The following is a 21,543-nucleotide window of genomic DNA, read 5'->3' on the forward strand; positions in this document are numbered from 1 at the left end:
TTTTAGTCAGGTAGGCGATGTTGTGAAAATTTGGACCTATTGACCCGTTAAGCGCTGATTGCACCAAACATTCCTGAACGACCGGAGTACGTACTTTTCTGCCGTTTAATTACAAATATTCGAACGGCTGCTATTGGCACTAAATTGCAGGACTTATTCGCAATTTCCTTAGTAAAGAGCAGGACTCGGGCTCCTAGACTTAACAGTGGTGAATCAATGGAAATATTATAAACGGTATTACTGGCTCTATAGTATCGATAGTATTTCCTTGAAACCAATTCTTTGTCGCAACATGTGTTAAGGCTTAATGTCTAGCGTTACTTTTTTGAGGTATCAGTCTTTTAGTCGTAACAAAAAATAATACCTACGTCATCATTTTTTGGCCTACTAAAAGCCCATTTGAACAGTAAAAGGAAGTAATAAATGAAATTAATGTCTATTGGATTTTTTTTAGCTATTCTAGTGTCATTTTCTAAGCTAGCTGTAAGTTCGGAAGTCGTTGAGTGTTATGATTGCAGCCATTCCGATAAAATTGTGTCATGGGGTATGTTGAACTTAAAGGTTGGTGAAAAAAAGCATATTACGCTTGTTGATATTTACAATAAAAATGCTCGTTCTTTTGATGTAACTCTTTCTCTCACTCCCACTCTTCCAGGGATGCCTGAAGTTCCGGTTGTGACATACATGCTTTCCTCAGTTCCTTCGGGTATTTCAACAATGATGACGGACCTCAGTAATGCTTCGAACTCTCTGGTGGCCGAAGCTGAAGCAAAATCAATTCCGAAAGAAGTTATATCTTCACCCTGGGAATTCGTTAATTGCAGCTATTGTCGTGCTGATGTAAGCGACTATCTAAATAATAGCTTAGAGGGAAAGATAAAAACTGTAGAAGCGACGGCTATCTCCATAGCTCAGGCGCTTAACTTGATTAATACTAGTGTGCCAAACCAGTTTCAAATTCCACTTGAAACTGGCGGCAGTATTTTAGTTGAATTAACAGTAATTAACTCTCCAATAAAGTTAGAAGTTAAAATACTCAGAATTCTTGATACTAACAATAATGAAGTACAGCAAGATGTAACTAAGTTGAACAATATGAACATCAAAGCGGCGCTAGAGGCTCACATAGAAGATATGAACAACTATTTGAGCCCACTAGGATACGGCGTAAACATGAATTCTTTAATTTTTAGTGGTGGATTTTACAGAGGAAGGATAACGATAGAACGCTTCGATTATAAATAGCGATACCTATCTTTGCTGTACTAAATCTTTCCAAAAGCTACGAAATTTGTTTTTAAGCAACTAGAGATACTTCTATTAAAAAGCTTGGCCCTTGTTTGGGCTTAGCTTTTGGTGTAGCCGTTTACAAGGATAATAGGTTTCATAGTTTGAGACTATTTTGAGTTTTTATAAATCCGTGGATAACCAAAGATTACTGCATATGCTGCTCGTCTAAGCGTACAATTGAAGCTAAAGCGGCCACCTGAAGAACTAGAGGCTATGAAGTACTTTTATTGCTGCAACTAAGAACATCAGCACATAAGTGTAAACGTCCGGTAATCCCACCTAACGCTTAGCAAATTGCCATGGCAATTTGCTCGATATCAACGTCGGCCTTACTGAGTTTATCGAGGCCAGTCATCACATACTCGAACACATTGAGATCATTAGCTTTAGCGGTTTCGATGATGCTGTAGAGAACCGCACTGGCATTTGCGCCCGTGGAGGTCTGGCTAAACAGCCAGTTTTTTCTGCCTATCAAGAACGGTTTAATCGCGTGCTCAGCGCGATTATTATCGATATTCAATAATCCGTCGAGTGTATAACGCGCCAGCTTTTCCCATTGATTCAAGCAGTATTGTATCGCTTCGCCTAATTTGGTTTTCGGTAGTGTCCACTTCCCATAAACTGAGACAGACGTAGTTGGAGTTTTTAGCGATGAATAATGCAGGGTGCAATCAAAAAGTTTAACTTTTCATAACCTTAGCTCATCAGTGTGTTGGATTAAATCGATGTTATTAGGTAGGTTGAGGTAGTAAATATTATTATGATTTAATATCCGATGGATGCATTTGAACTCATAACATATCTAAAGCTTCAAGTTAATCTCAAGCTTTATAAATTTTCGGATTCACGCATGATAATTACACTTATCATGCGTGAAAAAAACAAACAGTGGGACTTTCGATAAAAGCACTATATGCCCATCGCGGTAACTTAACCAAACTATATTTTCGCTAAATGAGCTTCACGTTTTTTGTCTGCCTCGGTAATCGGCCTTGTATAGAGGTTGATGGCTTCATTCAAACACTTCCACGCATGCCCTTGCCTATTTGCTTTACGTTTTTGCGGCACGTGAGCGCTTAACGGACGAATTGTGGGCACATCCTCGTAATTACATAAAATAACGGGCTGTGCCGCATTAATGGTATTTACCACTGGCTTACCGTCACTCGCGCCATAGTAGAGAGACAAATTCACCGACGCATTGCGTGTCTTACGTATATAAAAGCGGTGGGTGTGCTGTGTGCCCATTATACGCGCTTTTATTTCATTCAGTTGTGTATCGTTGAGACCAGACTTGCTGTTATACAAATACAACACAGCGCGCTCAGGCGTTAGCCGTTGGTCAGCGTTCTTGTAGGCCCAATAAAAGTTCACGCTTTTAAGCGCGGTGTCCGTATCAGGGCGACAATTGATGACGTCAATATGCCGATACAGCTGATAAGAGATAATTTCGACGCCACGGTGTTGGTGCAAGAACTCGTGCTTCTGCAAATGATTACGTCCGTGTGAACCATCCGGCTTTCTATCTTGCACGCAGTGTTTGATAGCTGTCTTCGTACTGTTAATGGCGATAATGGTATCAATGATGTCATCATGGTTCTCAAGCAAAAGAATACCAGGATATTTGCCCGCCACTCGGCCTGAAATATCATGAGAAGGACGATGGAAGCATTTTAAGGCATTAAGGCAACGCATCTGTGCCTGTACGTTGAACATATCGCGGTGGCCAAGCATTAGCTCACCGGCAGAGAATGCTTTAAAGTCCTCTTTAGTGACGTCATCAATATTGGCAAAATAAGCAGTAGGGGCTAACCGCATGGCACTATACAACGACTCATACAACTCATCTAAAGTTGTGAGCAGACCATTAAAGCGCGCAAAGTCATTCACCATCACCACACCCTCTTATCAATCAAACCGACTACCCCTATTATATTGTATTGTATTTACAGACCACCTTCAAATAAAAACAACCATAAAACCAACCCGTGGAAACCACATAGTGGCATCCACCCTGCAAGCCCGGCCTACCAAACCAGCCGAAGGCAAGCGCGAGTTGGGCTAGAGGGGCACCTCGGTGGTGGATGAGGGACATGTTTTTTGGTATGACTGTGTGAAGGTGGTCTGTAATGCTAGGTGGTAAGTTCGTTTTTCATGGTAATAGTTGAACAGAAACATTGGATTGTTCTGGCGTGACGGTTCTAGAGACTATGGGGCTTTCAAAATCAACAGTCAGTTGCGAACTTTCATTGAGGTAAAAAATAACGCAACTTGTTTATTGGCTAGTACTGTTTTCTAATGAAAATGAGTAATAATCCCTCTCTATTGTAAATAAATCAACATTAGGGATTGTCAATGTATAAGCGCTGGAGAAATATTAAACGCCGTTAAATTAAAATAATTATCCCCCCTTGAGAGTACGTATCGAGGCTCAAATGTGTCGTCGCCATCACCGGACTGCCCTACTCCATTCTCACCATCGAGGCAAAATACGCTATTTTGCGCAGTGTCTCATATTGATTATTCGCTTAAAACACACATAAAAGCCTAACAATTGTTTTTCTAAACGCAAGTTTCGAGTGGCTATTACCCTCGAATCAAGATAATAAGTACACAACTCTTAATTAAATAGGTAGAAGAGACTGACTACCTGTTGGTAGAACTTTGTAGTGGCGAAAAACAGGAGTAGTTACTAAGAAATATAAGCACTTAAACGAGGGGCAACGATTTAAGGAAGATGTCTACTCAAGAGAGGGTTTAAGTTGCTGAGGAATTAGAAATCGTTTGAAAGATAGTCACAGTACGAGTCGCCGATAGGTTTGACGTAAAAAATCTGTAGTACGCAATACCTGCCGGATGTTTGCGTACTACAAAGCGACCAAGCTTAGAATAGATGCTTCAAAATATTGTATATCAGCACTAACCTTTGCCTTCGCTGAGTCTGTCGTGAATGAAAAATGTAGGCCCAAATTAAAACTGGCTCGCGGTATGCGTAAGTACCCTTAAGACAGTTGCACGAAGCGTGTGATTACCCCCAAATCGCATTAACATCAAGCGTCGCCCCGCTAGAGTGAACAAGAAAAAACTGTTCGGCGATTGCTTAGTCGGTACGCTTTTAGGTAAGCAAGGAAGAAGCATATTAATCAGCCTTGCCGAACAGAAAAGTAAGCTGTTTTTAATAAAAAAGTACCAATAAAAAGCGCATATTATAGAAAAGTTACAGCCATGTTCACACATTCATAGTGACAATGGCAGAGAGTTTTTTGGTCATGAAACAGTAGCAGAGAATTACAAAAAAGGCGTTTACTTCGCGAATTTTTATTCATTATGGGAGCGAGGATTAGTTAAAAACTTCGAAGATCTACTGCGTCAGTGCTAATTAAAAGTTCACGATTTACGGACGGTAAAAGATAAGCTGGTAACTGAGAATGAAAAAACATTTAATGATAGACCAAGAAAGTGCTTCGGCTTTAATCAGCCTATTAAAATGTACAGTGAATTACAAAAAACCAGGCTAACTTAACGGGCGGAGCACCTAGCGAACGAAATCACGCATCAAATACAAGCAAAATTGTTACGTAAGTTTTATCGGCGATGTATGACTAAACGGTCTTAAAAAATTATAAATTTGTACCAAGGTGAATAGTGCCAAAAATCAATATATTTACGTCGTTTTTTTGAAAAAAACATCGTAAAAAAGGATGTGGGGAGCAATACGGAAAGGTTAGAAAATGATATTTTTAGCTTAACATCTCACGCTTATTTTCTTTATGTAATAAGTAGTGTTATAGACATCAGAGAACACTTAAATTTTCGCATTTTTTGAATAAATATCACTCTTTAAACATTTTGCTCGTACCGAGATAAATAAAGAAAGTAACTTCCCGATTAAAACAATGTTCAAAGCGTTACTTCTTGTTCCATTCAGACATACTTTTTGATCGTACCCCCCACGTTACTTCTTAAAAATAAAATAAAAAGGAACGCTTTTTTATGGGGTACAGAGAACGGTACAGAGAACGCTCTTAAAAAAGTCCAAAAATGAAGTTTTGCTTAATTTTTGTTCACCCGCGCTTTAGAATCCAAACTTTGAAAAATGATAATTATATTCACAGTAACGGAGGCAAAGATCTGTCTATATTCATCACTGAAAAAGCCTTTGTACCTAAGCCTTTTTAAAAGAAGTCGGCGACTATATCTTTATCCATTTACTCATAGACCTTAAGGAAAATTTTTCACGGTCTTTTTGGATTCATAAAATGACTAAAAATATTGCGCTGTTTTCCATTCTTGTGCTTATCATTTAGCGGAGCTTTGACTTGCAAGTTATATACGGTCTAGCATTCTATATAACATGACTGAGAGATATAAAATAAGAACTGCAAAAGCACGTTATTGGGTACTTGGTTCAGAAATTGGCTGGCCAGCGTCCATGTCATTTCTATCCATTGCAACGAAGGCAATTAAAGGTATAAAGAAGCAGATAACTTTTTTGTGAAGGGACGATTGTTGAAATACCAAAGACCACTCTTTGTGTTTTCAAAGTGATTTCTGATTGTATAAGATGTTAGAGTGAAATTGTATAATACCGCTTCGTCAATTATCCCAGCATATGCTTCTGAATTACTGTCTGATGTATTTAGAGCTCCCTATTTATTCGCTCCGCCAGTGCCGCCACCTAAAGCTTTTAAACCCGCCGGATATTGATAGCTCACTAACATTTCCCCATCTATAAAAATAGCTTCAAGACCAGTCTTCACATTGTAAGTTTCTGCTATGTTGTGAGGTTTACCATCTTAGTGTTGGCCTACAAGATTTCCCGTCCAGAGAAAGTTTAAGCTCATGATTACCTTGGCCAACAATATACAGCCTAAAACTCAATGACTCTTTGTAATCTCCAGCAGGACGAAGTATTGACTTGCCTTGATCATTTTGGAAACTAAGCAAATTTCTGTTCTTTTTATCGCTTTGGTCTTTTCGAAATATTTCATCAATCCCACTAGCGGCCGCTAGAGTTGTAATCGATTCGGTACGCAGTAACAAACCGAATGGTTTGTTAACGTCGGTGGGTATTATCACAGGTCACAACATTCAGGCTGAAGAACGGCTTATTGCGATTAGAAATAAACTTATAGCAGTATCAAAGTCCTAAACCCGGCCTTAAGCACCTCCGATAACAGGTGCTTTTCCCCTGCCTCTCAGTTGTATTACAACGTTTCGCTTTGTTTACCTTCAGAACCGCTTAATAACGGTGTGGAGGTAATGCCCTATCTTTTGCTGGCTGCCCCTTAAATATTCTTTATATAGAATAAAAAGTGATATTCCTTTTAAAGAATATTGAAAAATATTCCATAAGAAGTATATTTATAAATATACTTCTTATGGAATATATTGAGTTAACAATGAGAATTAAGACCCCAAAAGACGTAGGTCACTACATAGCATCTACACGCAAGGCGCTAGGGTGGTCTCAAACAGACTTGGCCACTAAAATTGGTAAAGACCAGCGCTTTGTATCGAGATTAGAGAATGACCCCACCAGCGTGGCATTTGGTACTGTGCTGATGGTTCTAAACGTTCTCAATATCAATATCGATATGACAAACCAAAGCACTCATAAAACAGATGGGGCAGCAGTAGCTGGTGGACAGCGTATTCCCCAGAACGCCCCAAAAGTCGTTAAAAGCTCATTAAGAAGAGTGGGATCAGGTAAGTTTGTCAGTAAGCCAATGAGAACGCCGGTGGTTGTTAGAAAGAATAAAGCTAAGGAATAGTTATGGCTAAGAGGAGAAAAACTAACAGTCTATCAGTGGGCATCAATGGCCGGCACGTAGGTACATTCGAGCGCTATGGTGCCACGCATGCATTTACTTACGACGATGAGTGGCTATCCGCAGAATACGCACACCCAATTAGTCTATCGATGCCGCTTACCAAAAAGAGACACACCGGTGACCTGGTGCGCTTTTACTTCGACAACCTACTGCCGGACGACATAGAGATTCGTAAGTTAATTGTTGACCGTGTTGGCGCCTACTCTACAGACACAATGGATTTGTTGAGTGAGATTGGCCGTGATTGCGTGGGCTCTCTTTCTTTGACACCGGAACCAGTCGATGGGATCGACGAATTAAAGCTTGAGGCAATGAGTCATGCCGATATCGAAGCGCACCTTATGAATACAGTAAGACGTAAAACACTGGGTATGGATGATGATGACGTATTCAGAATATCCCTTGCAGGTGCACAAGAGAAAACCGCGCTGACACTTCATGAAGGGAAATGGCATCGCCCCCTAGGTACCACTCCAACAACCCATATATTCAAACTGCCAATACATGATTTAGAAAACGGGCTAAAGCTAACAAACAGCGTAGATAATGAATGGTTCTGCTTGAGATTTATGCGTTACCTGGGATTCAACGTTGCTCAAGCGGACATATACACTTTCGGTAGGCAAAAAGCGCTGGTGGTTGAACGGTTTGATAGGCAACAAGGTGAGGACGGCCTTATATATCGACTTACTCAAGAAGACATGTGCCAAGCACTTGGTAGAGCTGGCCAGTCAAAGTATGAAGCTCATGGGGGCCCGGGTGCGAGTGAGATAGCCAATCTGCTTCGCTTTAGTACTGATAGCGAAAATGACATGTTTCAGTTCTTTCTTGCGCAATACGTATTTTGGCTGTTGTTGGGCATTGATGGCCACGCAAAGAACTTCAGTGTTTACCTTGACCAAAATGGCCATTGGCTTACCCCGCTTTACGACGTGATTTCAGCGCATCCATTCAGAAACCAATTCAGACGCAAGGAACTGCGGATGGCCATGAAGGTAATGTCTAAAAATAATCATTACATCTGGGCAGACATTCAAATGAGACATTGGAAATCACATGCAGCTAAGACGTTCTTAAATGATGAGCTGGCTTTGGGTTACATTGAATCACTTAACGAAGAAGTTGAAACTGCTTTGAGTAAAACCTTTGCTGATGCTTCTGAAGACTTCGACCAAGAGACTGGGGAACTGATTGCTGAAGGCGTGTTGTCCAAAGTGAGAATATAAAAATGAGGGCTATCCTAATAACGAAAAAGTGAATAACTCATCAAACACCAGCAAATCCAACGAATAAATCATCCACAGACTTGTTGATAACTGGATAAGGGTAACCACTACGGCAACATACCCTTTGACCCCCTTAACCAATAAACCCCTTTCTCACCAACCCAGCATAAGACCCCTAACCGGACTCACTAACCGAGACACAAACTAGAACGAATCTACCGCACCCAAAAGCTCACCACACGCACCACTAAACATCTACCAGCCTTCCCCATAGTAAAAGTGCGTTACTTGTCCACTACCGGTAGCCCACTTTCGTTTACCTCCCTACTCGCTCACCATTTTCTCATGTACTTCCTGCACAACCGCGCGGAGCGCGCGGCCGCCGTAGCGAAGCTGCGGGAAGTTTAGCAAGATAGCATAGGGTATGTTGGCGTAGCATTTTGAGAGTAGGTTTGTTTTTTCTAGGGAAGCGCGATTACTATGGTGAAACAAAACCCATTCACCCCATTTAACTTGCCAACTTTTTGTCTTTAAAGCGATAGGAAATCTGCGATGTTAATGAACATTCCTTACACCAACTGCTTACCGTTTGTGTTCAGTAATAGAGGGTGATGTGCCCGTCAATTCAAATTCTGGTGCATTTTGTTTATGTAACTGCATATCCTGCCGCTTAAAGACTTCCATACTTCGTTAAAAAGTAACTAGGTGTCTTTCCATTCTAAGGCCAGCTCATATCACATAACGTTAACACTGATGGCAATAGATGACCAGTTATGACTAATAAGTATTGGTTAGCAAGAGAATAGCCACCCACAAGTAGGTGGCTATTTGCTCAATAGTTTAGAATCGATAATTGACCGCCAACTGGTAAATCCGGCCGTTATATGTCAATCGGCTTAACGCTTGCTCGTCGGACCCCAAATACTCCACTCCAACATCGTCTGTGAGGTTAAACGCTCTCAGGAAGAGTTTGGTCTGGTCATTTAATTGATACGACCCTACGAAATCAAGACGCTCAGTAGATTCCCGTGTTCTGGCATTGGTCCCCAAGAAGGAGTTTGCACCTCGTAAAGTTTGATCATCTCTCCAGTTATATGCCAACCGCAAGCTGATACCTTTATGCTCCCAATACCCTATTACGTTAAAGGACTCTGGCGACACACGAGTTAACTCCAGCTCACTGCCAGACTGTCTTAGGTTTGTATAGTTGAACACGCCACCAAATCCACTCCATGGAAAAGGCAGAAAATCTAGGTTTTGTTGAATAGCGAGTTCAAAACCTTCGACTGATATTTTTTCAGTCGTATTAATTGGTGAAGTAATAATTACTTCACGTAGGTTTTCATTACCATCGTCATCAACAATCGGCGTTAGCTGAATACAGCCAAACTCGCGGCCCCCGGTTCCCGGAACGCGTTCAATTGGACCCAATAGTCGGTCAACAACTGGGTTGGTGCCAGAAGACGGGCAGAAGCCTTCCTCCTCGTCAAACAAATTAGTAATGTCTTTTTTGAAAAATCCTAAAGTAACAGCACTACCTTCACGGTTGTACCACTCTAACGACACATCATAATTAGTTGCGTCGTAAGGCCTTACCGTTGCTGTTGGGAGATCCAAATTAACCGAGTTATTTCCCCCGCGAAGCGAAGCTGTTGGCCTTTGTGAAAGAAGGTTTGGGCGAACTATACCTTCATAATATGCTGCTCTAAGAATAATATCGTCTGAAAGCTCGAAAGCGATGTTCGCCATTGGCAGCGTATGTGAATAATCATCTTTGAATTCAGTTAAGACCGCTATACCATTGCGTCCTTGAGCATCCACTTGTGTCTCAAAACCATCAAAGGTGTTGTCGGTTTCCACATAGCGCACACCGATATTTCCAGTATAGGGTACCGGTCCGAATTCTCCGGAAAAATCTGACATTACGTAAAATGCTGTAATATCTTGTTGAGCCCCAAAATTAAACCCGATATTTGTAGGCAAGCCCGAGTTACGATCTTGAGTATCCCAAAACCCCGTTCTATTTCTCTCTAAAATAGGAGAAGCCACACTAAACGATGTAGCCGTCGGTATTTCGGAGGCATTGAGCGCAATATTCTGCTGTAAAATGGCGATGGCAAGATCATTGTCTATCGTTAACCATCCAGAAGTATTATCAAATGTTCCAGGAATGTTGCCATTGAAATATTCATTCTGAACCGCCGACAAGACATTTGAAGTTATAAATGCATCAGATATATTGCTTGTATCAATACCAGGTGCCCCTTGCCGTTGGTCAAGGCTGTTAAGCTTTTCACGTGAGAATCGAGCACCAAATTTAACTGCATCAGCCCTGAATACCTCACCTATACCCAAGTCAAGAAAGCGAGCGCTGTTAAACTCCACACTGCTAACCTTTCGGTCGAGGTCCTGCACACGACCGTTTATGCCAAAAATCAGTTGCCTACCTTGGTTTGCATCTGAAATAGAGCTTACCGTTGATGAACTCAAATTAGTTTCTTGCCAGACCAATCCGTTATACACATAAGGAACCGCAAAGCCACCTTGTACTACGATATCGTTCAAGTTCCCGTAACCACTGTCAATAATCCCATCAAACCCAGTAGGCACTGTAATAAGATCTCTCCTAGTGCCCTCTGCATCGGTGAAGTTAAATTGGCGTCTCCAATCTTGAGTATGATTAAAGTTTATACCCACATTTGCAAATTGGTTTGTGGCTTCGGAATGCGTAATTTTACTGTCGAAACTCCAATCATCAGTGATGTAGTCAGCGTATAAGATAAGCCCTTCGGACTTCTCCCTGAACGTAGTTTTACGGTTTTCAGTTTGCAAGTTTCCGTTCACAAAGCTGTATCTCGGAGCTGCATAAACAAGTGGAGAATCGGGGTCATCTGACACTCTATCGTATACAAACGGTGCAGAGTTCAAATCAAGAGTGATTCTTCCGTCAAAGTTGTCACGGTCTCGTCGTGTGGTATTGAATCCAGGGCTAAAAGTCGTTGCTTCCTTCGTTCCGTTATCAAGATTACGCTCAGAAAAAAGAACATGAGCTCCAACTTTAAAGTCGTCCGTTATTTTATATTCAATGTTCCCAGTGAAAGAAAGACGATCTCCTTCACTAAACTCGCTGACATTTCTACCTCTCGCCGGCGCAGTTAGCTGTGCATCCTCGGGTAGGCCCCACCGTGCTCGATATTCGTCAATATTGGTTGCCCGAACAAAGCCTTCTTCTGTATCCACTGTTATATAGTCAATAATATCAAACGTGTCGCGTCTAAAAGTTTGACCTGATCCAGCAAATTTAAAAGCAACAGCTAACTTGTCTTCAATGATATGTTTAACGCCTGCTAGCTTTAGTTCTTCATCAATTTCTCCGGTAAGCTCTTCGTATCGCCCCCCAACACTAATATTGAAATTACCATCTTTTTTAGACAACGCCTGTTGGAGTTGCATGTCTACAACACCCGCTATACCCCCCTTCTTGTAGATCTGCTGTAGGGCTTTTTATTACCGTTACACCATCAAATACACCAGCTTCAAATGCCGCAAACGGATTAGGAGACCCTACAGCATTTAGTTCGCTCGCTGCTGAAGGGGTAGCAAATGTTTGACCGAATGCGGTTGTGTTGACAAAGCCACTGCCAAGCCCTCGAAGGCTAATCGTGCTTTGCCGCCCTTCTTCGTCGCTGTTTAGTTGAATACCCGGTATAGCCTGCAGTGCTTCACCTAAGTCAAGCGCGGGCAACGCATCAATATCGGTAGCAGAAATTGCATCGACGATTGAAGAAGATTCTTTCTTCACGTTTAACGCGTTTTCAAGAGAAGCTCTCACGCCAGTTACTTCAATTACTTCGGTGTCATCAGAAATACTCTTGTTAATTGCAGCGTTAACTTCTTGAGCGATAATAGTTGGTGAGCTCACGGCGAGTAAAAAGGCCGTCGTGCTATTTAAAATTAGGTGAGAGCCATTAATTTTGTTGGTGTGCATGAACGCAATCTCTATAAATACAACAAATATAAATATGTTTTTTTGGAACCCAACTTCCCCAACAACACATCATGTTAAGGAATTGTGAATGATAATATCACCCCTCACAATCATTAAAAATCACTAACAATCAATTTCGATCGTAATTTTTTTAATCTTAAAGATTTATAATTTCAATGGAAAATATACAAATACCATACGCCACCTCCATGCTGGATTGTAAATTACAATAAAAATCGTATATACAAGCATGTAGAAGAGAAAAGTCATCGTATTTATTTAGACGCGTAGCAAAAACCAAGGAATCATATACAGCCACATATAATCATTAAATGTCACCCTAGACTTGTATCTTCTTCCGAAAGTAGTGTAAATAGTGTGTAAATTACATGACTGTAGTTAGCAATCTTACCTATCGGTAGTATTGTTTATTCAATAAGCCAGCGCGTGTGATGACGAGTAAAAAATGAAGACCGCAATAGCAACGAATCGATTTGGTCTAGGAGCTACCCCTGTCGAGCTAAAAGTAGCAGTTGACGACCCTGTCGGACATGTTGTCGCTCAAATAGTACCAATACATTTAAATAAAACGAATTCGTCTCAATCAATTGCTTTGACACTTAACCGATATCGTAAAGACAACTCTGAAGAATCAAAAGACGAGGCTCGTAAGTTTAGGCAAGCCACCTACAAGCGACTCTCCATTGGGACGCTCAATAACGCAATTAGTAGCACGCAGCCGTTTATGTGGAGAATGCTAGATTTCTTTTCAAATCACTTTAGCGTTACTGCGCAGGGAGCATATCTGACAGCGCTTTCACCAACATTGGAACGCGAGGCAATAGCTCCCAATCTCTTAGGTAATTTTTCAGACATGCTGCTTTCTGTTTGTCGCCACCCGGTTATGCTCGTATACCTGAATAATGAAAAGTCATTTGGCAAGAACTCGCGTTTGGGAAAAAAAGGAAAGGGGCTCAACGAAAACTTAGCACGGGAAATACTTGAATTGCATACCTTAGGCGTAAATGGTGGATATACCCAAAGCGATGTTATCGCATTAGCAAACGGTATTTCCGGGTGGGGTGTTCAGGCCCCTGAAAAAACAAAAGCTGGGCTTTTCTTCTTTAGAAAAGCCGGACATGAACCCAGTTCACAGTCATTGTTGGGCAGGTTATTTACTCAAGAAAACGAAGAGCAAGGTGAAGCCATGCTCAGGTATATTGCAGCTCGACCAGCAACAGCTAAACATATCAGCGAAAAGTTAGTTAAGCATGTTGTCAGTGATACCCCCTCACCAACGTTACTAAAACATGTAGAACAAACTTGGTTAGACACAGAGGGTGATTTCAAATCGATTTATCATGCACTCGTTACTCATCCGCACTCTTGGTTCGACACCTTAGATAAATTCAAGACTCCCAGAGAGTTTCTGATCTCTACTTGCAGAGGGATAGGCCTTACTTCACTTAAAGAAGGGTTTGCAATCCGTAGTCTCACTGAAATGGGCCAAGCACCTTTCAAAGCAGGTAGTCCCGCTGGTTATGAAGACTCAGAGGACTTCTGGAATAGTGGCTATGGATTAATGGCAAGAGCCGATTGGCTCTCATCTTTGCGCATAAACCGACAGTTTGAAATCCCCGAACTGGCCAGCAAATTATTAGGATCAACACTATCCGAACACACGAGACAACTAGTGTCTCGAGCAGAAAGTCGTGACCGTGCGTTTGCTCTTTTATTTTTAAGCCCAGAGTTTATGAGGAGATAGCTATGCAAAGACGTGCATTATTAAAGCTCTTAGCGAGCGGTGCAATTATGCTTCACTCTCCAACATTGTACGCAGTTAATGAAGTAAAAAAGGCAAAACCATTAAAGCGTGTGATATGGATACTGCAACGAGGCGCTGTTGACAGCCTACATACTATTATTCCAGCTTTTGAGAAGAACCTCATCTCTCTTCGCCCAGATTTAGTGACTGGGCTTGAAAACGCTTTTTCATTGGATGATCAATACAAACTTCATCCGTCGCTAATTAATGTGCATGATTTATTCCTGCGCAAAGAACTATCGTGTATTGTGGCAACTTCTACAGGCTATAAAGGTCGCTCCCACTTCGATGGTCAAGATTATCTTGAAAGCGGTTTAGGGGCTCCTAACCTTCAATCTGGTTGGCTTGGTCGCGCTATGGACACTCTTGGTACTGAAGGCATTGCAATATCAAAGTCAACCCCTTTGGCATTTAGAGATTCTTCACGAGGACGCAACTTTTACCCATCCAATTTTGACAATTCGATAGACAGCTTAACCGATGATCTCGTTGCGCTTTATCAATATGACGAAAAGCTAACCAAAGCGCTGACCTCTGGCACAGAAATAAAAAGTGCCTTAATGAGTGATAGCAAGAAGCGCCCATCTGCCTCTTTTTCTAAATTATGCGGTGAATGTGCTGACATAATGCAATCAAAACCAAACATTCAGTTTGTAATGATAGAGTCGGGAGGCTGGGATACCCATAAAGCCCAGAATGCCAGATTATCCAGGGTGTTAGGGCAATTAGATGACGGCATCGCGCAACTAAAGAAAGGATTAGGCAAAGACTGGAAAAACACCCTTGTTTTAGTCACGTCCGAGTTTGGAAGAACAGTGCGACAAAATGGAACAGGCGGCACAGATCATGGCACAGCCAGCAGTATGTTTATTGCGGGTGGCTCTCATTTAGGAGGCTCGGTCCATGGAACGTGGCCTGGGCTTTCAGATGACGCTCTTTTCGAGAAGCGCGACCTTGCTCCAACGACGAATACGTTTTCTTGGATATCTACCGCTATAAAACAACACCTTGGACTTACCTTGAGTCAAGCAAGGGCTATATTTCCTGATCATCCATCATATGACTGCGAGCTTTTTAAGAGAGAATAATTTTCTAAGTGCCGCAGGGTGAACAGAAAGCGGCTTCGAAAATAGTGAGCGTTATCAGCTAAGAATAGGTCGCAGTAAACGTTGGTTACTTAACACACGCGACCTAGACAGTACCGGTACCGAGCTGATGGAATAAAAGCCCGCCATGAAGCTCCCGTTCGCTAAAACGTCTTAAATGTAGCTTGGTTTTTGTCTGTTTTTAGCGAGATATCTTGGTAACGCAAAGCGTGACCTTTGCCGATATATGCATTCAACAATTCACCTGCCGAGTTCACAGTAATCACGGCAAAGCGACCAGTAAAATGTATATCCAGCGCTAGGTTATTATAGACATCATCGTCTTCGTTTTGCACAAGCACATACTGATGGAGATATTCACCATCCACATTGATTGTTACCTTCAACCCCTTAAACATCTTTTTATCCATCAGCCGCTCGACCTTTCGTACAGCCCCTTGTTGCCGACCATTCTGAGTATATGGCTCGTATACAACCGTAAAAGGGTTTTCCCAAGCTTCGCCTTGTCGACGCAGTAAAAATGTGGGTAATGGTTTCTTATTGTATGGCTTAGCAGCAGCGCTAGATGGCGGCGCATTGACCTGAGTAAACTGAATGTTTGAATTTTGGGGAATAAATGCCTCCAGGATGATTGGATGCGGCTCAAGTTCATTAGCAGTAAAAGTAACCTGAAAGTTCTGGTTACTCACCTTACCGCTTTGCACATCCTTGAAAAAGTGCCAACCGGGATGCTGGTAAGCCTTATGTTTTTCCCACTTTATTTTGTCAGAGCCTTGATACCTTTCTGGTTCTGCCGCCAACTCTACTTTTTTACCATTGCTTACCACATCCATGGTATCGCCAATGTTGTGATACACATAATCGTGAAACTCTTTTGACGCGTTCGATTTGGCTCTAAATATATCAACGTAATACCCCTGTTTGTCGTTAACTCGGATGAGCGCCATTGTTCGTTGATGCTGAGCCGGGGCAACAAGGTTAAACTCGTCATAAAATTCAGTGGTAGCAAAAGAATGGTTGGGTGAAACGCCTTGCATATTAATGGCGGGTTCCATTGCAATTGTCTTTACTTGATCAATACCCATGTTAATCCACCCTCCATGGCTTCCTGAAGCACCGTTACTAATCACGGTATTATGGGCTGCAAACAGACGATAGTAGTTTTCATGAATGTCAGTGCGATAGGTGCCTTTGCCTCCATCAATGCCTAACACGTAGCCTTGGCCGTATAACTCCATATCCATGCCTGAAGCATGACCGTGAATGTAGCTACCGCCGCCGACCCATGTCATAAGACTGTTTTTCTCTGGATCTATTTGGCTTCGGTTGCGTTGAATAGTTAGACCAGCATGAGGCAGTTGACTACTACGAGGACGCAGAGGCTTTTTTACTGTTGACTTGTCTGTAGATAGCAGCTCTAACTCCTGTAAATCACGCGACCAGAGCAGTGTTAATGGTAAAATATAGGGGCTTGGGTAATAGTCCCGTTCTGGCAACGTGCCTCTATCATACTCACCATTTTGAAGACTTCCCCTCAACACACCTGAAAATTGGGCTATCTGCTCTTGATTGTCGTTGAGTTTAGCCAATTGCAATGCCATTTCATATGCTTGAAAATCAACATCCATAAAACGGTTTGTGTCGCCAAAATAAGGATAGCCGTCATTAGGAAACTGTAAGTTGTACATCGCAGTTAATGACTGAGGGATGTTACTGTAGACAGAACCCACTTTGTAGTGAGGGTACTTACGGTCAATTAAAGTCATCAGGTACACGCTTAAAGAAGTTACGTGTTTAGAATAGCTAATTGATTCGGGCCAAATATCTCCGGGTTCTTTAAACATCTCGGCAATCATCGCCAAAGAAGCTTGATGCTGAGTGTTTTTATCTAAATAGTAAGGTAGTAGTTCGGCAACCTTTTGTGGGTCATCGTGTGCATGAATGTTATGTAATAGGCTCGACGACTCTAATACAGGCCAGTTTGACTCAAGTAACCCACGGTTAAGTGCCAGATAAACATAGGTTTCGAACACTTTTTGTGCTGCGGAAAAGTCAAAATCCACCAACTGATTAGATGCAACATCTAAGACTTGCCCGCCATTTTTTAGAAACGGATACACGAAGTCATAGATTATAGGTAATTGCGCGCCTACCAATCTTGCCTCCAATAAATGATCGTCTTGATACATCCACCCGCTATTCATAAACCCATTTTCATTCACCGGTATTTGCACAAGTGCATTTATAAAGACGGCTAGTATGTCAGCTGCGCATGTTGCGTATTTATCCTGTTGGGTGAGGTAATAAAGCACTGAGCAGTCAACTGCGTCTTGGATGCCTTTAAGCATCTTTTCTTGGGGCTCTCTGGGATAACCCCACCTAAGCTTATCGTCGCTTTGATTACCTAAACCTTTTGTGTAAGTGACTAAGGTCGGTGCCTGTTTGTTTTCCGAACTTTGTGACCATACTAAGGGTAAGTCCAAAAGTTTTTCTCGCCTTTCTTCAAATGTGAGCGACGTTGCTGCATCAGCACGGCTTTGTAAACTAAGAAAAAGCTTTTCTGCCCATTCGTTGCGCTCAATTTTGTTTAATATCGTTTGTCTTTCGGATGGTGTCACCCAAATAGAAGGGCGCACAACATTCTGAGCGCTAACTTCGCCGGTGCAGGTTACAACTACAAGTAGGCATACTGCCCATTTTATTGTTAATTTCATCTAGGATACTCTTCTACAAATACTTGCTGCTTCAGTACAAAAATCAAAAATTCTTTTCACAATGACGTTCAGATTAAACTGCATTTACCACGTAACAAGCCGATGCACGACTGGCTCTAGTGAATTTCTTCACCAAACGTTTTTTTCATCTTTAGAAGCCTTACAGGTCCAATCAAGCCAGATGGTTGCAGCTTTTTCGGTTGTTTAACAAAGAAATTGAATCCAGTGAAAGTGACACGCTGACTTTGAGGTGGAGGTCTATTTTCGACCAGCCAGGGCACAGTATCGCCAGTCATCGAATAACCGCTGGTGTCTGGATATGCTTCATCCCCAATAAGTCGGTTTACCCACGTATTTGTCACCGAAATTTTAAGCGTATTACCACCGGACTTTAATGCGCTTTGAATATTTAGAACAAAAGGAGGCTTCCACAAGGTTTCGAATTCTTGACCGTTCACTGTAACCTCAGCAATTTGTTGTACGTTTCCCAAATCCAAATATGCTGGACCCGTTTTTACTAATCGATCGCGGTCTAATTGAAAAGTAGTTTGATATTGGGCTGTACCGGAATAATACTTAATGCCATCGATGTCACTATCTGTCCAATCTATAAGTTCATCAAACGTAACCTCGCCTGGCCCTGCCCATGCTTGATCAAATTTGACAAGCCATGGTCTGCTGAATGTGTAAATAGTCTCATGCTCACTCTTTCGTACGTAAATATCATCGATCTTTGAACTATGATTGCCTTTATATATTGGGCTTTCATCATCACGTCGAATAAAAATAAACCTAGATGCAAATGGCTCTAAAGAAAGCTTAGCTGTGAGTCGAGAGTTGTTTATTTGGAAGTCTTTAATTTTCTCTATGGTGCCATCATCCACATTCCATATTTCCGGCGTCCCCTTTCCCTCACGTAGACTTATTTCGACACGTTTGAATTCAGGGTCGTCATTGTAGAAATAATAAAGATCGTTTGGCCCAATTCGTCTGTGCGCAAAAAATTGTGCTGGTTCGCCATTAATTTCGAAATCAGCCTCCATCTCCAATACGTCGATTGATTCGTCTAACGAATAGCTACTAACGACCCCTTTTTTGTAGCGATTTAATCGAGGTGCATTATTCTCTTCATCGCCCCATAGTGACTTTACAATCTGGTCGAACTCATTTTGGTACGCCCACTCACTGTAACCAATAACATGCTTGGGCCTGTCGCCAATAACAGTTGCACCTGCAGCGACTAGCTCTTCAATGCGCTGCAACGTTTTAAAGTGTAAATACTCAGTTTTGTACAAATGTAACGCTTTGTAGCTGGTGCCCTCGGGCAGCACTAACATGCCATCTTTTACACTTGCGCGGTTAAGTAAAACATCTGTGTTGGTGTAATCGTAGCCGTAGCCATTGGGCACAGAAGTGTTGTTAGCGTTACCCACTCTAAGAGGCGCCACATCACCTAAATGCACAAGGAAGTCTGCCTCTGGTACGCCTTGTTGAAGTAAATAAGAGCCTCTGGCTAAATATTTAAACCACGCTTTGCCGCCATTCTTCCACCATGTTTGAGTTCTATCGATATGAGAACCGATAGAATCCATCGTCATGCCAGGTTTTATATGGTTATTCGGTTGATGGGCAAATCGATGAAACATGGTTTCGTTGATGCCCCGCGCCCACATTTCGTCACCGTAATGCTTGTAGAAGTAAGGATGTCCATACCAATTTACCGTATTGATGGATGTGAACGACTCAGCCGAAACCACTTTTTTACCATAAATATGCGCTGACGAAATGGCAGCCATAATGCGACCGTTGTATTCTTTCTCGCGTACCCAGAATTCACCCATCAAGCGGTCTGCTTTTCCACCTGCAGCGAGTTCGTCAAAGGGCCCCCATCCGTAAGGCTCAATATAGGACTCAAGCCCATATTCGTTTGCTAAACGGGTAAATTCACCGAAGTAGTTTTCTACCATTAGGTCTGACTGATGCTGTCTAAATTCTTGTAAAACAGCTCCCGTATGTTCAGGCGACTCAATAACTCGGCCAGTCATAACAGGTAACCACGGGATAAAGTCATAGCCAAACTTGTGTTCAAAACTTTGTGCTATATCATCAGTCCAGTTTTGCCCACCCACTTCGTAGCTATCAATCTCGACCGTTTTAAGTGATTCGATACCGGCGTCTTTGGCTCCTTCCATCACTTTTCCAACAAATTGTTCAAAGTGAAAACGCAAGGCTTCGGCATCAAATTTATCAACTTCTAAACCTTCTCCTTCCACCGTAGCCGGCACATTAAAAGCCCCCGTGCTGGTGTATCCAAAACGTAAAAGTTGCCAGTCACCATCAGGCACATTTACACCTTCTGGCGGCAGTTCTCCTCTATTCAATACAACAATGTCATCACGCCTAATCAAGGCATCAGGCGCTATACTCGGTGCTAAGCTTAACTTTCCTCGTTCCATAGAGTTCATTGAAAGCCAGTTATCCATACGCGGCGTTGACCACAAGTCGAAACGCTTGATGGCAATAGGTTTATCAAATACAACGCGAAAATACTTGGCATTAAAACCATCATTCTTATCAGTAACCAATTGTGGACTGAAAGCCCACATTCTGGCGCCAGTTCTTGGTCTACGCAGTTTGTCTACAACGCGGCGAAAGTTCTCTCCATCATCCGATACCCAGAGAGAAGCATCGCCATGTCGATTTGGGGTCTCTATCTGCAGGCTTCTGAGTGTAGATGGCTTGTCCACCTCTACCTGTACCCAATAGACGTCATCTTCATTTTTTGAAAAGGTCAGTTCAGTATCCCAATCGCTATCTTTTAAAACACTAGCATCGAGAGTTTTGTCAGAAGTAGTGATCTTGGCGTTTTTAAAACGATTGTCTGATACATAATTATCTCTGGGTATGGCAATGACAGCGACATCACGATAAAGCTGCTCTGCATATCCGGGCTGAGGGGGGACTAAGACTTGCTTACCACTTACACTTAGCTCTGACCACGTCAACCGTTTCATTGACTGTTCTGGCGTTACCCATGGACCACCGCTCGACGTCCACCCGTCGGAATTGTGAATACCAAACTCAATACCTTGTTTATCTGCTTGCTCGGCGGCATGAAGTAAGTGTTCATAAAATTCGTCAGTATCAAATCTAATAGGGCCGCGGGAAGAATATGGCCAGTTACGTCTATGGACATGAAAGAAGATTGCCCCTCCAATGCCTGCATCTCGCATAGCTTTGAAGTCCTCGGTAAACCCTTCTTTGCTCATATTGCCGTTCATCGCATGCATCCAAGTTTTCGGAAGATAGGATGGCTCAGGCGACGCGAACTCCGACTCTAAAATAGACTGCGCCAGCGTTTTCAATGGGGTGACGATAAACACAACTGCTATAAAAAAAATAACACAACGACATTTTTTAACACAAAAACAAATTGGTTTTGATTCATGGTGACTAATTTTGCTACATTGTGATTACATGTGATTGAATGTAACTCAACATCGCTGTCTTTGAAACAGAAGAATAGGGCAACGGTGACGACTCTCATTGAGATAAAATAA

At 42.1% G+C, this 21,543-nt stretch carries 10 protein-coding genes and 1 pseudogene; 5 read left to right on the forward strand and 6 right to left on the reverse strand.

The features are described from left to right. Positions 1 to 423: 423 nt before the first annotated feature. Positions 424 to 1,245 (forward strand): hypothetical protein, encoded by an 822-nt coding sequence (locus EYR97_RS13530; protein ID WP_131094916.1) that lies wholly within the window; start codon positions 424 to 426, stop codon positions 1,243 to 1,245. A 324-nt stretch (positions 1,246 to 1,569) separates the two neighbouring features. Here the strand turns inward: EYR97_RS13530 and EYR97_RS13535 are convergent. Together EYR97_RS13535 and EYR97_RS13540 are read right to left on the reverse strand one after the other, a co-directional pair. After that, positions 1,570 to 1,879, reverse strand: a pseudogene (locus tag EYR97_RS13535) (transposase); the annotation flags it as partial. 350 nt (positions 1,880 to 2,229) lie between these two features. After that, positions 2,230 to 3,183, reverse strand: a complete 954-nt coding sequence (locus tag EYR97_RS13540; RefSeq protein ID WP_131094917.1) for a DNA replication terminus site-binding protein — start codon at positions 3,181 to 3,183, stop codon at positions 2,230 to 2,232. 3,509 nt (positions 3,184 to 6,692) lie between these two features. Between EYR97_RS13540 and EYR97_RS13545 the strand changes: the two genes are divergently transcribed. Beyond that, positions 6,693 to 7,064 carry a helix-turn-helix domain-containing protein gene (locus EYR97_RS13545; protein ID WP_131094918.1) on the forward strand — a complete coding sequence of 124 codons (372 nt, stop codon included), beginning with the start codon at positions 6,693 to 6,695 and terminating at the stop codon, positions 7,062 to 7,064. Between the two features lie 2 nt (positions 7,065 to 7,066). Then, positions 7,067 to 8,350 (forward strand): type II toxin-antitoxin system HipA family toxin, encoded by a 1,284-nt coding sequence (locus tag EYR97_RS13550; protein WP_131094919.1) that lies wholly within the window; start codon positions 7,067 to 7,069, stop codon positions 8,348 to 8,350. Between the two features lie 840 nt (positions 8,351 to 9,190). On the opposite strand, the gene EYR97_RS13555 is transcribed toward EYR97_RS13550, so the two are convergent. Further along, on the reverse strand, positions 9,191 to 11,803 hold the full coding sequence (locus EYR97_RS13555) for a TonB-dependent receptor (protein ID WP_131094920.1): 2,613 nt from the start codon (positions 11,801 to 11,803) through the stop codon (positions 9,191 to 9,193). Then, complete coding sequence (locus tag EYR97_RS13560) at positions 11,778 to 12,338, reverse strand: TonB-dependent receptor plug domain-containing protein (RefSeq protein ID WP_131094921.1); 561 nt, start codon at positions 12,336 to 12,338, stop codon at positions 11,778 to 11,780. The genes EYR97_RS13555 and EYR97_RS13560 overlap by 26 nt, the downstream gene beginning before the upstream one ends. Before the next feature lie 466 nt (positions 12,339 to 12,804). On the opposite strand from EYR97_RS13560, the gene EYR97_RS13565 reads away from it, so the two are divergent. Further along, positions 12,805 to 14,103 (forward strand): DUF1800 family protein, encoded by a 1,299-nt coding sequence (locus EYR97_RS13565; protein WP_131094922.1) that lies wholly within the window; start codon positions 12,805 to 12,807, stop codon positions 14,101 to 14,103. 2 nt (positions 14,104 to 14,105) lie between these two features. Continuing rightward, positions 14,106 to 15,251, forward strand: coding sequence for a DUF1501 domain-containing protein (locus EYR97_RS13570; protein WP_131094923.1), 1,146 nt, complete (start codon positions 14,106 to 14,108; stop codon positions 15,249 to 15,251). 161 nt (positions 15,252 to 15,412) lie between these two features. Here the strand turns inward: EYR97_RS13570 and EYR97_RS13575 are convergent, their stop codons facing one another. After that, on the reverse strand, positions 15,413 to 17,983 hold the full coding sequence (locus EYR97_RS13575; protein ID WP_131094924.1) for a heparinase II/III family protein: 2,571 nt from the start codon (positions 17,981 to 17,983) through the stop codon (positions 15,413 to 15,415). 116 nt (positions 17,984 to 18,099) lie between these two features. Beyond that, positions 18,100 to 21,366, reverse strand: coding sequence for a glycosyl hydrolase (locus EYR97_RS13580; protein ID WP_242635079.1), 3,267 nt, complete (start codon positions 21,364 to 21,366; stop codon positions 18,100 to 18,102). Positions 21,367 to 21,543 lie beyond the last annotated feature (177 nt).

The organism is Alteromonas sp. KUL42, assembly GCF_006538325.1.
GTDB lineage: Bacteria > Pseudomonadota > Gammaproteobacteria > Enterobacterales > Alteromonadaceae > Alteromonas.

What these genes read in the sequence shown, in the direction of transcription:
- EYR97_RS13570 (WP_131094923.1), top strand. Translation starts at nt 14,106, where the DNA reads ATGCAAAGACGTGCATTATTAAAGCTCTTAGCGAGCGGTGCAATTATG.
- EYR97_RS13530 (WP_131094916.1), top strand. Translation starts at nt 424, where the DNA reads ATGAAATTAATGTCTATTGGATTTTTTTTAGCTATTCTAGTGTCATTT.
- EYR97_RS13575 (WP_131094924.1), bottom strand. Translation starts at nt 17,983, where the DNA reads ATGAAATTAACAATAAAATGGGCAGTATGCCTACTTGTAGTTGTAACC.
- EYR97_RS13560 (WP_131094921.1), bottom strand. Translation starts at nt 12,338, where the DNA reads ATGCACACCAACAAAATTAATGGCTCTCACCTAATTTTAAATAGCACG.
- EYR97_RS13540 (WP_131094917.1), bottom strand. Translation starts at nt 3,183, where the DNA reads ATGGTGAATGACTTTGCGCGCTTTAATGGTCTGCTCACAACTTTAGAT.
- EYR97_RS13555 (WP_131094920.1), bottom strand. Translation starts at nt 11,803, where the DNA reads ATGCAACTCCAACAGGCGTTGTCTAAAAAAGATGGTAATTTCAATATT.
- EYR97_RS13565 (WP_131094922.1), top strand. Translation starts at nt 12,805, where the DNA reads ATGAAGACCGCAATAGCAACGAATCGATTTGGTCTAGGAGCTACCCCT.
- EYR97_RS13550 (WP_131094919.1), top strand. Translation starts at nt 7,067, where the DNA reads ATGGCTAAGAGGAGAAAAACTAACAGTCTATCAGTGGGCATCAATGGC.
- EYR97_RS13545 (WP_131094918.1), top strand. Translation starts at nt 6,693, where the DNA reads ATGAGAATTAAGACCCCAAAAGACGTAGGTCACTACATAGCATCTACA.